We start from the raw sequence: 16,381 nt of genomic DNA, 5'->3' as shown, positions 1-16,381 counted from the left end.
TATGGAACGCCATTACCCGCTGATTAATATGCTGGCTTTTCAGGGTTGCTGGTTCGCCTGCGTGCTTGGTGGCGATCTTATTGGTAGCAGCAGTGTACTGGCGTTCCTGTTGCTGCACCTGTGGATTACTCGGGGAAAAGGGCTGGGCTTTTCGCTACTACTCGCCAGTGTCGGCATATTATTTGATTCTCTGCTCAGCCTGCTGGGGCTGATGAGTTTCGGCCCGGGAATCTGGCCCCCCATTCCACTATGGTTGGCAGCACTATGGCTGGCATTCAGTCTGACGCCGCGCCACGCACTTGGCTGGTTGCAGGGCAGAAGTCGTCTGGCAGCCGCACTGGCGTTAACTATGGCACCACTCAGCTACTTTGCCGGTCAGCGGCTGCAGGTTCTGGAAATAGGTGAGAGCGGATATCTGATGATTGCACTGGCCTGGGCGATAACCTTTGCCGCCCTGTTCCGTCACAGGAGGGTTAACCATGCGACCTGCTGACATTTTTACAGCGTTTATTCTGGCGATGCTGGCGGCTTCAGCTTCAGCGGCTACTCAGTCTTACTACGGAGAGGCTGAAGATCTCGTGACCGGCAAGCTGTTGTACCGCGAATACCACACAGTGGAATACGGGGGTGGCATACCGGTAAAACGTACGGTCGACTATAAAAACCCACAGGGTGAGTTAATCGCCGAGAAAATTAACATTTATGCAGATAATCCGTTAACACCGTCGTTCAATCTGATTGAACCAGACACGGGCTACCGGGAAGCGCTTAGCATGATGGGCGATCAGCTGCAGATGATACTGCAGCAACCCGGTGAGCCTGTGCAGCGTGATCGCCTGACATTGCCGGATGATTTGCTGGTTGTAGATGCCGGGTTCGATGAATTGATCCGCAGCCACTGGGAAACTCTGGTCGCTGGCGATGACCTCACCTTTTATTTTGCCTCCGTGGCTCGTTTTGACCTCATTCGTTTCCGGGTAGAGCGGGTTAACAACAGCGATCAGGGCAAGGTCGTCATTCGCATGCAGCTGGCTTCCCGTCTGCTTGCCTGGCTGCTTGACCCCATTCAGTTAGAGTACGATGCCGAAAGCCGCAGACTGCTGAGCTATCGCGGCCTGACCAATATCCGCTCGGCCAGTGGGGATAACTATATCGCCAGCATTACATATTTTTATCCCTGACAGGCCGATTGTTCATTCTGCATTCATCTTTCTGTGTGATACTGCATTTCACACTGCTACTGTTGTGGCCCAGGACACGCACTTTCCGGGAACGATAAAATGAAAGCGTTGATCATTACACCCGCACTGATTCTTGCGCCATTACTGGTGCAGGCTGAGGATACAGATTCCGTTGCTCTGGATACGGTAGAGATTACCGGCCAGCAGGAACCATTAACCGAAATTTCTGTACAGAAATTACTTAAGGTGCCGGGTAGTGGTAATGATCCACTTGGCGCAGTCAGTACCTTACCCGGCGTTACTTTTGGTGGTCGAACGTCTGAGCCTGCTGTGCGTGGTTCCTCGCCGGATGACAACCAGTACCTGGTCGATTTCCTGCCTGTTGGCTACATATTTCACAGCGATAACAGCAGCATTCTCAGTGACAACGTAATTGAGGATTTCCGTCTGGAAACCTCCGCCTGGTCGCCTCAGTACAACAATGCCACTGGCGCCGTCATTGAAGCAACCTCGCGCTCCCCTTACTACGATCAGAGCCAGTTGGTTATAGATGCCAGCTTTCTTAAAGCCGGAATTTTCTACGAGCAGCCGGTAACGGAAAATCAGAGCTTCTATATCGCTGCACGTCAGAGTCTTTTTCAGTTTTATATCGACAATCTGCTCGATGATGAGGACTTCGCATTTACCACATTACCGGAATACTACGATTATCAGGGCAAGTACGAATATCGCCCGAACGATACCGACCGTATTTATTTCCAGGTGATTGGCTCGCGCGATAAAGCCGGTATTAAATTTGAGGACGATGCCGACCTGGTTCAGCAGGACCCCGGACTCAGTGGCAACATTCAGTTTGAAGCCTTTTTTAACAGTCAGGGGCTGGCATGGGAAAAGCTGTATGCCAGCGGCATGAGCCATAAAATTGGTTTATCACATCTGGAACAGAAGTTTGCTTTTAATATCGGCACCGATAATGCCATTGATGTAAAAGTGGATGACTTCAATCTGAAAAGTCATTTTCTTGCACCTGTTGGCTATCAGCACGAGGTTGGGTTCGGTGTTGAAATCAGCGAAAGCCATATCAGCTATGATGGCACTCTGACAGCACCACCAAGCGATAAGCTTGGGCCGGACCCCCGCATCGTCGACGGCGACGAAACCGTTACTGGTTCAGGCAAGCCGGTGGTCTACAGCTACGATGCCTTTGTGCAGGACATCTGGTCGGTATCACCAGACTGGACGCTGACCCCGGGGCTGGCCTTCGCCTATGACGACTACACCGAAGAAACCTTTACTGAACCACGCCTGCAAAGCCGCTGGCAATTCTCGGATGCCTGGTGGTTCACTCAGGCCTATGGCCAGCATCATATTCTGCCTGCCAACCTTGGCAGCTACATCGAACCGTTCGGTAACAAAGACCTGAAACAACAAACGGCAGAGCATTATGAGCTGGGACTGGAGCATCAGTTGCGTCCGGATCTGCTGTGGAAATTCGAGGTTTATTACAAGCAACTCGACAACATCATTATTGCCAAAGCGGCTCAGGACCCTTACTACGCCGATCTTTCTGATGCTCAGTACGCTGCTCTGCCACGCTACAGTAACGAGGCTGATGGTCACGCGTTTGGCGCAGAAGTCTTTATTAACAAGAACCTGACCGATCGCTGGTATGGCTGGCTCTCCGTCGCCTGGTCACGCACCTTCCGTCATAACGAGGTGACAGACAGCGATTTCAGCTACAACTATGATCAGCCGGTTATCATCAATATGGTGGGCAACTACAAGATCAGCTCAGGGCTGGAGTTCGGTCTGAAATGGCGCTATCAGAGCGGTCAGCTGATTACACCACTGGAAGATGCCGTTCAGGATGCGGACAATCCGGATTTGTATAACCCGGTGTATGGCAGTGTGAACTCCGAGCGTCTGCCGGCTTACCATCGACTGGACGTACGTCTCGAACGTGCTTTCACGACCCGCTCCGCCTGGGATATTAACCTCTACGCTGAGGTACTTAACCTCTATAACCGCGCCAACGTTATCTCTTACGAATACACAGGCGCCGACTACAGTGGTAAAGAGGATGTCACCGATCTGCCACTGATTCTGTCCTTTGGCATCAAGGCCCGTTACTAACGGGCCTCTGGCCCTGAGCGACCAGCAGAATCCTGAACGATAGTAACAATCGAGCAATTTTAGCTACCATTGTTCCAAATACATGGTTAAAGTAGGGATTCACTCGATCATTCAGACTGCGGGTAGCTCATATGCTGATAGGAAAACGGGAAGAATTTGACCTTAACGAGATGGCGATCTTTGTGCACGTCGTGGAAGCCGGAAGCTTTACCGGTGCGGCGCGTAACCTGAGTCTGCCGAAGTCGACGGTCAGCCGTAAGATCACCCAGCTGGAAGAACGTCTTGGCGTGCGCCTGATTCAGCGCACCACCCGCAGCCTGCGTCTCACCGATACCGGCAATGCTTACTACAACCAGTGCGCGCGTATCCTCAGTGAAATTGAAGAAGCGAACATCGCCGTTACTCAGATGCAGAGCACGCCAACCGGCACGCTACGCATTACCGCACCCGTCTTGTTTGGTTCTACCGTACTGTCCGGGCTGATTGCCGAGTACATGGAACAGCATCCGCAGGTCATGGTGGATCTGGTGCTGTCTGATCAGCGTCTGGACCTGGTACAGGAAGGCATCGACGTCGCCTTCCGCATCGGCCAGCTGGAAGACTCCTCTCTGATCGGCCGTTACCTCGGTGATGTTCGCGCTATTCTCTGTGCCAGCAGCGACTACGCTGAACGCTTCGGTCTGCCAGCAGAGCCTGAACAACTCAGCGAGCACCGCCTGCTGACCGGTAGCAACTGGGCTCAGTGGCAGATGACCGGACCGGGCGGACGTGAGTTCAGCCTGCAGGTAAAGCCACGTCTGCAGGCGAATGATTTTGCCAGCCTGTACACCCTGGCATTGTCAGGTACCGGTATTGCGCCGCTGCCAATGCTGGTTGCGGCACCGGCGATCCGTTCTGGCAACCTGTTGCCAGTACTGTGCGACTGGCCGTTTGAAGCCAGTCCGATTCATGCCCTGTATCCAAGTAACCGTCACCTGTCGGCCAAAGTACGTAGCTTCGTTGATTTTGTTATCGACAGCATCCGCCCTAACCCGCCCTGGGAGGTTGAACTGGCAGAGGGCAGCTGCGGCGCAAAACAGGCATAAAAAAAGGCAGACTACGGTCTGCCTTTTTTATGTCTGGACGTTAACGCTAATGGCCGTTACTGGGCATACTGCTCAACAGACTCTGAATCATCTGCGGATCTGTTTTCTCACTGGAGAATACTTCATCAAGGCGCGTGAGGAAGCCTTTCAGGCCTTCATCCAGTCGCATGCCGTCGTTAAAAATACGATTGGTATCGACGATGCCGGTTTCCATAATTTTCTGCAGTGCAGCCTCCTGCTGCTCGTCCATGCCCAGAAACTGAATGCTGCTCTCAACGCCGTCCGCCATATTTTCCACCACATCGGCAATATCGCGCATGACTTCCTGATAGCTTTCATCAACATGTGCCATTACCGAACGCAGGTGAGTACTCAGACGTTTTACCAGCTCACTTTCCAGCGCCAGAGACTGCAGGTTATCCAGTGCATCAATTCGTGCGTCACACCCCTGCAGCAGTGAGAACACGTTGTCCTTGATGGCACCGTACTTCTTTTCATCATCCACCGGCATATTCTTTACCAGCAGCGATACCTTTTCATAATTCATGATCGAGCGCTTACCGAAATCAACGTAGCGCCCCTGATCCTTACACTCTGCAAGCAGTACTGATTCCATTTCCTTAGCCATACCGTTGGCTTCCATATTCTTCACGGTATAACGGCTGCGCATCTGCAGGCTGCAGTTAAGGCCATAACTGGCCAGTGCCTGATACAAACGCATGCCCAGCTCATCAAGGTTGCTGCAGTTATTTACATCCAGCAGAAACTGAACGTTGACCCCCAGATCTGAGGTATCGGACATGGCAATAAATGCCATCTCATTAGCCTGCTTCAGTTGCAGGCGCAGCTGATCATTCGCCACCTTGTTGAACAACACCCGATCCAGTCGGGCTTTCAGTTCAAACATGGCATCGCGGGTGAGGAAGTCGTCACAGCCGGCTTCGTACGCCTGCATTTTGTAATCGAGTGAATCCTGATCAGAGAGAATCACAACAGGTGCGTCCTGCTGCTCCTTACATATCTGACAAGCTTCCAGGGCCTTTTCTTCCCCCAGAACGACAGCGTCAATCATGATCAGCTTTGCTTCATGCCGGGCCGCTGTTTCGATCACCGCTGAGATGGAGTCCACCGTCAACAGCCGGCATTTTTCACCCAGCAAGGATTCCAGTTGCCGGTCGTCATCCCGACCGAGAACGACTGCTATATATCCCTGGCTCATACTCTGTCCATTCAACCAATGTGCGTGAGAAACCAGTGAATAACGACCTACAGCGTCAGAAGTGCTGCAACAATCCGGCCACCGTCTGGCTCTACGAATTATTCACAGATAGATTAATTGATAGTCGAAACTGCTTATAAATGCCAGCCCAACTGCAGAGAATGGAATAAATAGAAGAAAATAACCTTATAAATTAAAGGGCTGAGAAATATTTATTTTTAATAATAAAATTAAAAATAAATGCTGTTATTCCATACTTTAAATAAGGTTAAGTTCCTGTGCTTTCCGAATCGCCTGAGTACGACTCTTCGCGGCGAGTTTGACGTTAATTTTTCGCGCGTGCGTTTTAACAGTATGTAAGGATATAAAAAGCTGGTCTGCTATTTCCTGGTTGGAATAACCCTGAGCAATTTTTCTTAGCACTTCCAATTCTCGTTCACTCAGACTCCCTTGCGCATCGGTTACTTCTGATACCAATGACTGAGTCAGTGCAGCAGTTGGAATCCACTGCAGTAAGTGAGCACCAACACCTTCCCGTTCCAGTAACTTGAGAACCTGCTGTATGGAGTTGCCATCGCCGGACTGCTGACGCATGGCCGTGGCCCGGATAATCTGCAGAATGAGAGTTACAAAGGTCCCATGCCCACCACGCACGGCCTGCTCTGTCTGCTGCAGGCATTCTCCGTACTGCGCCGCCGCCAGAAATAATCGCCCCTGAGTAACCACGGCAAAGCCAGGTAGCATCGGAAACAGTTCTGGTCGCGGTAACTGTGCCAGCGTACGGCCATTCAGGTACTCATCCAGCGCCTTCTGTGCGCGGCTGATTTTGCCTTCTGAAATCCACACATTCACTTTTACTAACTGCAACCACTGATAGCTGTCAGGTTCCACCCGCCAGCGTTGCATCAGTCGCTCGGCAACCCCTAACGCATTCAGAGCCTGCGCGTACTGACCGCTCATGCTGTTGCGCATGGCCGCTACGGCGTAACCGTAGCAGACGCAGACGTCGTGCACGCTGGCGGCGGCTGCAATCCCCTGCTGCAAGGTTTCATCAATATGAGGAGCCTCGCCATTGTGAAGCCATTGCAACATAGCGCGGTACAGCAATAGTCGGCCACGCGGCAGTCGTTCCGACTGACGGGCGCCATCTGCCAGCAACGTGAGCCCCTGCTCAACCACGTCGCCGCTATGACGAATATGACCACGGTTCAGTTCAATCCGGGCGTAATCGAACAATGACAGAGCTTCCATTGCCGGCGCCTGATACTGACGCGCCAGATCCTGTGCCAGACGGTTCCAGATACGTGCCCCGTCAGCGTCCTGCACTGCCAGGCTGAGCTGCGCCAGCGTAGAGCTCATCAGAATACGCAGGGTATAACGCTCCTGTGGCAGGTGCTCCAGCGCCTGCCGACAGGAATGCTGTGCTGCATCCAGTTGACCTTTCAGGCGCGCCAGATAACCTTGCAGAGCGTCGGCTTCATAAGCCGGCAGTTCACCGCTGCGCAGCAATCTGTCCATAACCCGCTCTGCTTTTTCTCGCTGATGTGTCAGCAGCCAGGCCCAGGCGGCAATCGCCATCAGGCGCGGCGACTGATGCAACAGATCATCACCGAGTACATCAAACCAATCGAGCAGACCGGCAATATCCAGGTTGGCGAGAATATTCTCTGCCTCGGCGGCAACCCACTGCAGTACTTCCGGGCCCATTTCTGCCTTACGCGCATGGTACAGCGCCGCGACGGGTTCTTTACGCTGACTCAGCCACTGAAAGGCACGGCGATGCAACATCTGGCGCTCAGTCAGAGGCAATCCGGCAGCCATCAGCGAGGCCATCACCGGATGCATGCGATACCAGCCAACATGGTGCTGCAGAGGCTCAACAAACAGATTCAGGCGCAGGGCCTGCTGCATTGGCTGATGATAATTTTCCGACCCTGTGCAGTGGGTCAGCAGCATCTCATTGAAGGTGCCCAGCACAGAGGCCTGCTGCAGAAAGTGACGCAGCGGTTCATCAAGGCGTAACAGTGTTTCGCCGTTCAGGTAATCCTGCAGCTCCTGCTGCGCCAGCATTGGCGAAGGATCGGCTGGACGCCCGGCAGCGCGGTAACACAACAACCAGATAGCGATACCCGCTGGCCACCCCTGTAAACGCTGCATCAGATCCGGAACCAGCGCGGCAGAATGATCGATGCCGTGTAACAACAGCAGTTGCTGGACATCGTCATCAGTGAAACTCAGTTGCGGTGGGCGCAGCCAGCCCAGCCGGCTGCTCAGTTGCAGTCGTCCCAGATGCTCAGGAATAAAACGTGAGGAGAGAACCATCCGGGCTTTAGCGGGCAACTGCTCAATCATCAGCATCACCACCTGAAAGCTGTCACTGCCATACAGGTTGTGCAGGTCATCCAGGCAGATCAGCAGTGGCTCATCAAAAGCCGTCAGCTCCTGCAGCCACAGCATCAATACCTGTTCGGTATCGGCACGCCCACGCTTACTGGTCTCATGCCAGTGAGCCAGTGCATCCGTCGCTATACCCGGTACCTGATGCTCAGCGGCTTCGAGGAAATGGCGCAGAAATATATCGGCCGGTGCATCCCGGTTATCCACCGTCAGCCAGATAACGGCTGTAGCAGGCTCCTGGGAACGCGCGTATTCGCCCATCAATACGCTTTTCCCATAACCAGCGGGAGCGTTCAGCCAGGCGATTGGCTGGCGGGACAGAGTATCGCCCAGCAGTGAAACACGGCTGAGACCATTGAGCGGGAAATCGGCTTTGCGTCCTTTAAGCGATACCCAGGCACTGACCGCCCGCTGATCAAGCGACTCAAGCCATGACTGACCCGGAGACGGCTGGATTGTGTTGGACGCCATAGTGACCTTGCTCGCTGCGGAAGGGAGTTACGCTGAAAGCAGGCAGTTTACCCCAGAGTCCTGTGAGTTTCCTGCACAGCTGCCGGGATTAAGACGAAATTGCGGGCTATGTCCGCTTAAAGTGAACGGGCAGGCGAATGCCTGCCCGGATACGATCAGAAGCTGTAACCAACGCCCAGGTTATACCCGGTAGCATTCAGGTCATCAGCCAGTTCCTCGCGGAAGTAGTCAGCTTTCAGCACTGCTGTCGGTGCCAGCCAGTAGTTCACACCGATATCCTGACGCTGGTAATCAGAGTCGCTGCTGTTGCCAGCGGCATTGTCCCAACCACTCAGACGATAGAAGACACCGACGTTATTCATGCGGTAAGAAGGCTCAATGTAGAAACCATTCTGCTTTGAAGCACCGGCACGGATCGCATTCACAGCCTTATCCAGACTCCATTCAGCGTACAGAGCCTTCAGACCGAAGCCATCGTTGGCGTAGGCTACGTGCGCCTCAATCAGGGAAGCACTGATTTCACGCTCACCGCCGCCCTGCATCAGGTCATCCTGATACTGAGCAGAGACACCCACCTCCATACCAGCAACGCCGGTGTAGCGGATGCGTCCGGTGTAGGCCGCTTTATTGGCCGTCGCTTCCGCAACCTTCTGGCGTCCCTTACGAATGGTGCCGTCAGCGGTGTTCAGACCGGAATGCATCGCCAGGTCATAATTCACACCCGGTGCCAGTTCGCCAGTCAGCGCCACACCACCTTCCCACCAGGTGGTCGGAATAATGTTTTTCTCTACGTTGTTACGTTCAACACCATAGAAGGTTTCCGGCTCGTGCGTTTCGTTCAGCAAGCCGACCGGCAGCAGGAACAAACCCGCTTTGGCACGCATACCCGGGCGGATATCCTGCTCGAGATAGGCCTGTTCCAGTTCAATTTCACCCGGCTTTCCGTCGCCCGCCAGGCTGTGCTCCAGCTCAAGCTCTGCAAAGAAGCGCGTACTCTCAGACAGTTCAGCACCGAGGAACAATACAAAGCGGTGGAAGTCGATTTCGTTATCGTCACCATTGTTCAGATTAAGGTGCATTTCACCATAGCCACCCAGCGATACGCGGGACTGATGGGCGTCCTGCGGAGCACTTTCCACAGCGTCAGCCAGCGCTGCAAGCTGCTGTTTAAGCGCCTGCATTTCAGCACGCAGTTCGTCAGTTTCACTGGCTGCCACGTTGGCAGATGCAACGGCAGCGGTCAGCGCCAGAGCTGGCAGAAAGCGAATATCACGGTTTTGCATCGGTTTTCGTCCTGTCGTTATGCGGGCCTGCGCTGCTGAACAGACAGACCTCTTTTTACTGAAAATTCTTAGGAATATGGCGCTTCACGTTTCTGTGAGCAGCCCCTCAGCGGGTATCCGGCGGCCAAACTAACAAGAGGAATATTCATTGTCAAAAGCAATATAAAGCATTCTCATTGGCATTAAATTTATCAGTATTTAACAGCGTCTCTTCTGTGCTGCAGGCATAAAAAAACCAGCCCGGAGGCCACTGCTGTCCCACAGTTTTAAAACTATCTGTTTTCTATAAACGACTTTTAAATCCGCAGAGCCTACTGCCTACCAGGGGAACTTATCCCCTGGCCGGCAGGGCCGACCCCAGCTTTTCGCTCCTGAAGCGTCACCTTCATTCTCTCGATTTTTCAGGCCTCACGCCCATGCGACATCCCTGTCGCCGTCCGCTCGTCGGGCATCCATGCCCGGCGGACCGGAAAAATCATCGTTCATTTCAGCGCTCCAGGAGGCGAAGGAATGGCTTCCTCTATGCTGCTTTTTACTACAAGGCCATCACTGAATTTCAGCCAGAGACATTAAATTCAGATTCTTCGTGATGTTTGAAATAGGGCTGTGAGATTCACTAAAACAGCGCCTCTGCGCTCGCCGCAGAAAGCGAAGATACTTCCGACCTGCCCGAAAGGACTCGGGCAAGCGGCCCCGGCCATGGATGGCCGATGGGACGTGCGGTCAGTAAATATCAAGGTTTCAAGGGTAAACGAGCCAGAACAGCGCGAAGCGGGGAGATAGCCCGTCCGGCGAGAGGGGTAAGGCCCCTCTATGAGGACAAAGGGCCCTGAATATCCCACAAAAGTTCAAATGAAAATTTGTGGGACACTAGTGAGCCCGGAGGCTGGTTTTTATGAGGCGATACGCAAGGCGATTATTCTTGCGGAGCAGCTGATTCGAGCAGCTCTTTCAGTTCACCTTTGGCGTGCATTTCAGTCACGATATCGCAGCCACCAACCAGTTCTCCGTTTACCCACAGCTGTGGGAAGGTTGGCCAGTTAGCATAAGTAGGCAGATTGGCGCGGACTTCCGGGTTCGACAATACGTCAACGTATGCGAACTTCTGACCACACTCCATAACCGCCTGCACAGTGCGTGCAGAGAAACCGCACATTGGCTGGTTAGGGGAGCCTTTCATGTACAACAGAATAGCGTTGCTTTCGATCTGGTCTTTAAGGACCTGCATGATATCCATAGCACTTCTCTCTCGGGCTGGGATGACGATGGCGGCGATTCTAGCACAATGCAAAAGCCTACCCCAGCGGTCAGATTAAATCAGTGAAACTGCACCACCAGATCATGCAGTTCCTGGGCAATCTGGCGGATACCGCGTACGGTTTCAGCCGATTGACCGCCGGATTCCATGCTCTCACGTGACAGCTGATTAATACGTACAATCTGCTGACTGATTTCACCGGATACCTGTGACTGCTGTTCAACCGAGGTCGCCATCTGAATCGACATATCAGCAATCTGTGCCACCGAGTCGACAATGGAACTTAGCATTTTCTCGGCTTCACGCATGCGCTCGAAGCCGACATCAGCCGCTTCTGAACCACGCGTCGCTACTTCGACCGATTCATTACTGCGTGTGATCAGACCACTGACCACAGAATGGATATCCGCCGTGGATTCGCGGGTTCGCATCGCCAGACTACGCACCTCATCCGCCACCACAGCAAACCCACGACCCTGCTCTCCCGCTCGTGCAGCTTCAATGGCAGCATTCAGTGCCAGCAGGTTGGTTTGTTCTGCAATCTGTTCAATATCCTGTGCCGATTTGGCGATAGTCTGTGTCTGCTGCGCCAGTTCATTCACCGATTGACGGATCTCATCAACGGTTCGCTTAAGCCCCTCAATGGACTCACGTGTCTGTAGCACCACCTGACGACCACTGGCCGCCTGTTTACGCACGGCATCCGCCTGTTCGGCAGTATGCTGAACGCTTTCTGAGACACCAGCGATGGTGGCCGACATCTCCTGTACCGCGGTAGCAGTCTGTGCGGTCTCATCCTGTTGAATCTGCAGACTGGCACAGGTTTCTTCCACCCGCATCAGGCCTTCACGTGCATGGGCATTCACCTCGTCAGCAGACTCCTCCAGGCGGGTCAGTACCGTATCCAGATGCCGGGCCTGACTGAGGATCGCCACCTTTACCTTGCCAGTGAGAATATCGTCATCCGTAAATGCCCGCGCCGCCAGCGCATCGGAAAACGCATGATCCATAATTTTCATCAGATCTTTAGGCATTTGTTTCTTCTGATACATGGTCAGCACCGCATAACAGACAGAGCTGCCAGCCAGTACCAGCCAGGCCGCCAGCGGAGATGAGGCCAGCCAGTACAATCCGGCCGACACCACTCCTGACGCCGTAAACAGCAGAGCAGACAATGGAAAGTCTTCACGCAACGACGGACGCAATTGTCCGGCATTGATTCGCTTATAGAGCGTTTCGGCACGTTTGACGTCTTCCCGGTTCGGGGTAACACGCACCGATTCGTAACCGACAACCCGGCTCTGCTCAATTAACGGCGTGACGTAAGCACTGACCCAATAAAAATCACCACTTTTTGTGCGGTTTTTTACCAACCCCATCCACGGACGCCCGGCCTTGAGATGTTTCCACATATTCTCAAACGCGGCCGGTGGCATATCCGGATGACGGATCATGTTGTGGGCTTTGCCAATTAATTCGGCACGGGTAAAGCCACTGATAACGGCAAAGGCGTCATTACAATGCGTGATAACGCCTTTCAGATCAGTGGAAGATATGAGTTTTGTGTTTTCCGGAACCAGAATTTCTTTCTGAGTGACCGGCTGATTATTTTTCATAGTCGTGCAGCCTTCTACGCTAAGGCTTTAAGCATAGACGGCTGCACAGGGTTCGTTGGGTTTTATGACAGTATTTACCGTTATTTACAGGCCGGTGCCTTCACCATAGCCACCACCTCCCGGCGTATGAATACAGAACACATCGCCAGCGTCCATCTCAACGTCGGCACAACCGGATAACCAGTCAATACGGCCCTGATGCCGTTTCACGAAGTTCACCCCGCAGTGCCCATCGCCACCACCATTCAGCCCTTGCGGAGCCTGCTGGCGGTGACCGCTGATGATATTGGCCCGCATCGGTTGTAAAAAGCGGATATGGCGCTCAACACCATCACCACCAGTGTGCAGACCATTTCCCCCGGACTGAGGCCGGAGGTGAAAATGATCGAGCACTACCGGGAAGCGCTGTTCAAGAATTTCCGGATCCGTCAGACGCGAATTGGTCATATGCGCATGTACACCACTGGCACCCGGTCCCTGAGCACTGGCACCGATGCCGCCGCACAGGGTTTCGTAGTACTGATGCGTCGCATCACCAAAGGTGAAGTTATTATTGGTTCCCTGACAGTTAGCCATCAAGCCCAAAGCCGCCATCAACACATCGACCAGATACTGAGCGGTTTCAACATTACCGGACACCACCGCTGCCGGATATTGCGGAGCAATCACGGATACTTGTGGAATGCGCACATCCAGCGCGCGAAAGAAACCGGCGTTAAGCGGCATCGGTTTATTCACCAGCGCACGGAAGCTGTACAGCACCGCAGCCATGACGACGGATGACGGCGCATTAAAATTCCCCGGATGCTGTTTCTGCTCAGCCCGGTACTCAGTGCCGCTGAAATCAACAACCGCAGAACGCGCTTGCTGATCGACCTGTACTGCCACCTTAAAGGTTGTGCCATCGTCCATCTGAGACTGCCAGGTTCCGGATGGCAGCCCGGCCAGACACTGACGCAGTGTTTCCTCGGCGTTATCCATTACGTGCTGCATATAAGCGTGCATACACTCGGTACCATAACTGTCGCACAAGCGCTGTAATTCACTGGCGCCTTTTTCACAAGCCGCCAACTGCGCCATTAAATCGGCAATATTCTGGTCGGGATTACGCGCAGGGTAACGTGCTGCAGCTAATACTGAGCGGATTTCTTTTTCCTGCAGCTGACCATTACGCATCAGCAGCAGGTTATCGAGCAGCACGCCTTCTTCCTCAATGTGACGACTATCGGCCGGCATTGAACCCGGCGTAATACCACCAATATCAGCGTGATGACCACGAGCTGCCACATAGAAATCCGGGTGGCTATTCATTTTTTCCGACTGAATAAACACCGGCTTAACCACAGTGACATCGGGCAAGTGCGTGCCACCGTTATAGGGGGTATTCAGCACAAAAGCGTCGCCGGGGCGCATCTCGGGTTGATCGCGCATAACGACTTTAATGCTTTCGCTCATAGAGCCTAAATGAACCGGGATGTGCGGAGCATTGGCAACCAGCTCACCCTGCTTATCAAACAGCGCACAGGAAAAATCCAGACGCTCTTTTATGTTGACGCTGCTGGCGGTTTTTTCCAGCACAAAGCCCATCTGCTCCGCCACAGACATAAACAAATTATTAAAGATTTCGAGTTGAACGGGATCACGCTCGCAACGATTGCTGACAGGCGGTTGCCGGATGTCACTGGTATCTTTAATCAACAGTAACGCACCACTTTCCAGCACCTGTATTGACCAGCCTGGCTCCACCACAATGGTGCTGTTGGCATCGGTAATCAGTGCAGCACCACTGTAGCTGAAACCCTTCGCCAGTTGCTGCCGATGAAACACCGGTACCGATTGCCAGGCAGCGTTAAAATACAGTTGCGCGTGTTCATCACCGGTCGATGTTTCAGCGGCCAGCTCCAGTGCCGGTGCGGCCGCCGACGAACCAACCATTTCGAGCTGCACTGCATCAATCTGCAATGCTTTATCGCTACTGATAAATCCAAATAACTGCTGGTGCTGACGTTCAAACTCTGCGCGCATATCGGCAACGTCTGCTGCTTCCACCAGCAATTGGGTATCACTACCCAGATATCGCAAATACACGCGTTGAATTTCGGTTTCAGGCTGCGCCATATCGCTGCGTTGCCGGAGATTGTTAAATGCCTGCTCTATCGCTGCCAGACTTTCGTCCTGCAATGGCATCTCTACGGCTTCTTCAGCCAGCCAGCGCTGTTCTGCCAGACCGATACCAAATGCCGATAACACACCGGCAAAGGGGTGCAGGTAGACTTTATCCATATTGAGAGCTTCAGCGACCAGACAAGCGTGCTGAGCACCTGCACCACCAAAGGCATTCAGCACGTAATCACGCGTATCGTAGCCACGCTGCACCGATATTTTCTTTACCGCCAGCGCCATACTGTCGACGGCTACAGCAAGAAAACCTTCGGCCAGTGCCTCGGGCGTGTAATCGTGCCCTGTCTGCTGCTTTACCTGTGCCGCCAATTCGGTAAATTTCCGCCGCACGATATCGCTATCCAGCGGACTGTCTTGCTGTGGGCCAAACACATTAGGAAAATGCTGCGGCTGAATTTTTCCCAGTAATAAATTGCAGTCAGTAATGGTCAGTGGTCCGCCGTTGCGGTAGCAGGCAGGTCCGGGAAATGCACCCGCAGATTCAGGACCTGCCTGAAAACGGCCATCCGTGAAGTGCACCACCGAGCCACCACCGGCGGCGACCGTATGAATATTCATCATCGGCACACGCAGTTTTACACCATTTACTTCGGTCAGACTTTCACGTTCAAGCTCACCGGCATAATGGCTGACATCGGTAGAGGTTCCTCCCATATCAAAGCCAATAATGCGTTCAAAGCCGTCGGCCAACGCGGTTTGCACCATGCCTACAACACCACCGGCCGGGCCGGATAAGATGGCGTCTTTACCGTGAAAATCGGCAGCATCGCTGAGGCCACCATTAGACTGCATAAACTGCAGTTCCGTTGGCGGCAATGCGTCACTTACCTGCTCTACATAGTGGCGCAGCACCGGTGATAAGTAGGCGTCGGCTACAGTGGTATCACCACGCGGCACCAGTTTGATTAACGGGCTGATCCGGTGGCTGAGGGAAATCTGTTTAAAGCCCAGCTGTTGTGCCAGTTCACCGACACGCTGCTCGTGCTGCGGGAAGCGATAGGCATGCATCAGTACAACCGCCACACAATCAAAACCCAGTGAACGCGCTTCCAGTAACTGCACCACCAGCGCTTCTTCGTCCAGTTCGTAGTCGATGGTGCCATCCGCCAGAATTCGTTCCGGCACTTCGTACACCCGTTCGTACAGCGGTGCAGGCTTATCAATATCGATGGCGAAGATATCCGGACGGGTCTGGTAGCCGATGCGTAGCTGGTCTTTCAGACCTTTACTGATCATCAGCAGGGTACGCTCACCTTTGCGCTCCAGCAGCGCATTGGTGGCCACCGTCGTACCCATTTTCACCTGCCCGATGGCAGAGGATAACTGTGGAAAACGTGCCTGAATCTGACGAATTCCTTCGACCGCCGCGTCTTTGTAATGCTGAGGATTTTCCGACAGTAATTTATGCGTCAGCAGTTTGCCTTCCGGGGTAATGGCCACGATATCGGTAAAAGTACCACCGCGGTCAATCCAGAATTGCCATCGTAATTGCGAGTCGGTATGGGACATGGGAAAACCTGCTGCCAGACGAAGCAGGCATTTTAACCCAGCGCAGGA

At 53.4% G+C, this 16,381-nt stretch carries 10 protein-coding genes; 4 read left to right on the top strand and 6 right to left on the bottom strand.

Annotated elements, in window-relative coordinates; genetic code table 11:
• Position 1: 1 nt before the first annotated feature.
• The 4 genes from I9W95_RS16235 to I9W95_RS16220 all read left to right on the top strand — a co-directional run bounded on the left by I9W95_RS16235 (position 2) and on the right by I9W95_RS16220 (position 4,399).
• Complete coding sequence (locus I9W95_RS16235; RefSeq protein ID WP_225676779.1) at positions 2–493, top strand: DUF2878 domain-containing protein; 492 nt, start codon at positions 2–4, stop codon at positions 491–493.
• The gene (locus tag I9W95_RS16230) at positions 480–1,181 is read left to right on the top strand and encodes a hypothetical protein (protein ID WP_225676777.1); all 702 of its coding nucleotides are present in this window, start codon (positions 480–482) and stop codon (positions 1,179–1,181) included. Before I9W95_RS16235 ends, I9W95_RS16230 begins: the two co-directional genes overlap by 14 nt.
• Before the next feature lie 99 nt (positions 1,182–1,280).
• Positions 1,281–3,314: a TonB-dependent receptor plug domain-containing protein gene (locus I9W95_RS16225; protein WP_225676775.1), complete on the top strand. Its 2,034-nt coding sequence runs from the start codon at positions 1,281–1,283 to the stop codon at positions 3,312–3,314.
• A gap of 131 nt (positions 3,315–3,445) precedes the next feature.
• Positions 3,446–4,399 carry a LysR family transcriptional regulator gene (locus I9W95_RS16220; protein ID WP_225676773.1) on the top strand — a complete coding sequence of 318 codons (954 nt, stop codon included), beginning with the start codon at positions 3,446–3,448 and terminating at the stop codon, positions 4,397–4,399.
• Between the two features lie 46 nt (positions 4,400–4,445).
• Here I9W95_RS16220 and I9W95_RS16215 read toward each other — a convergent pair whose 3' ends face one another.
• The 6 genes from I9W95_RS16215 to I9W95_RS16185 all read right to left on the bottom strand — a co-directional run bounded on the left by I9W95_RS16215 (position 4,446) and on the right by I9W95_RS16185 (position 16,333).
• Entirely contained in the window at positions 4,446–5,618 is a 1,173-nt protein-coding gene (locus I9W95_RS16215) for a PleD family two-component system response regulator (protein WP_225676772.1), read from the bottom strand.
• A 258-nt stretch (positions 5,619–5,876) separates the two neighbouring features.
• Positions 5,877–8,486: a LuxR C-terminal-related transcriptional regulator gene (locus tag I9W95_RS18555; protein WP_318653628.1), complete on the bottom strand. Its 2,610-nt coding sequence runs from the start codon at positions 8,484–8,486 to the stop codon at positions 5,877–5,879.
• Between the two features lie 155 nt (positions 8,487–8,641).
• Positions 8,642–9,769, bottom strand: coding sequence for a porin (locus I9W95_RS16200; protein ID WP_225676769.1), 1,128 nt, complete (start codon positions 9,767–9,769; stop codon positions 8,642–8,644).
• A 916-nt stretch (positions 9,770–10,685) separates the two neighbouring features.
• Complete coding sequence (gene grxD, locus I9W95_RS16195) at positions 10,686–11,006, bottom strand: Grx4 family monothiol glutaredoxin (RefSeq protein ID WP_225676768.1); 321 nt, start codon at positions 11,004–11,006, stop codon at positions 10,686–10,688.
• 80 nt (positions 11,007–11,086) lie between these two features.
• Entirely contained in the window at positions 11,087–12,643 is a 1,557-nt protein-coding gene (locus I9W95_RS16190) for a methyl-accepting chemotaxis protein (protein ID WP_225676766.1), read from the bottom strand.
• A gap of 84 nt (positions 12,644–12,727) precedes the next feature.
• The gene (locus tag I9W95_RS16185) at positions 12,728–16,333 is read right to left on the bottom strand and encodes a hydantoinase B/oxoprolinase family protein (protein ID WP_225676763.1); all 3,606 of its coding nucleotides are present in this window, start codon (positions 16,331–16,333) and stop codon (positions 12,728–12,730) included.
• Between the last annotated feature and the right edge of the window lie 48 nt (positions 16,334–16,381).

Origin of the sequence: Thalassolituus marinus (genome assembly GCF_020320395.1) — a bacterium.
In the GTDB taxonomy this organism is placed as follows: Bacteria; Pseudomonadota; Gammaproteobacteria; order Pseudomonadales; family Oceanobacteraceae; genus Venatoribacter; species Venatoribacter marinus.
Note: the sequence above shows the minus strand (reverse complement) of the source record. Positions and strands in the feature narration are given on the sequence as shown.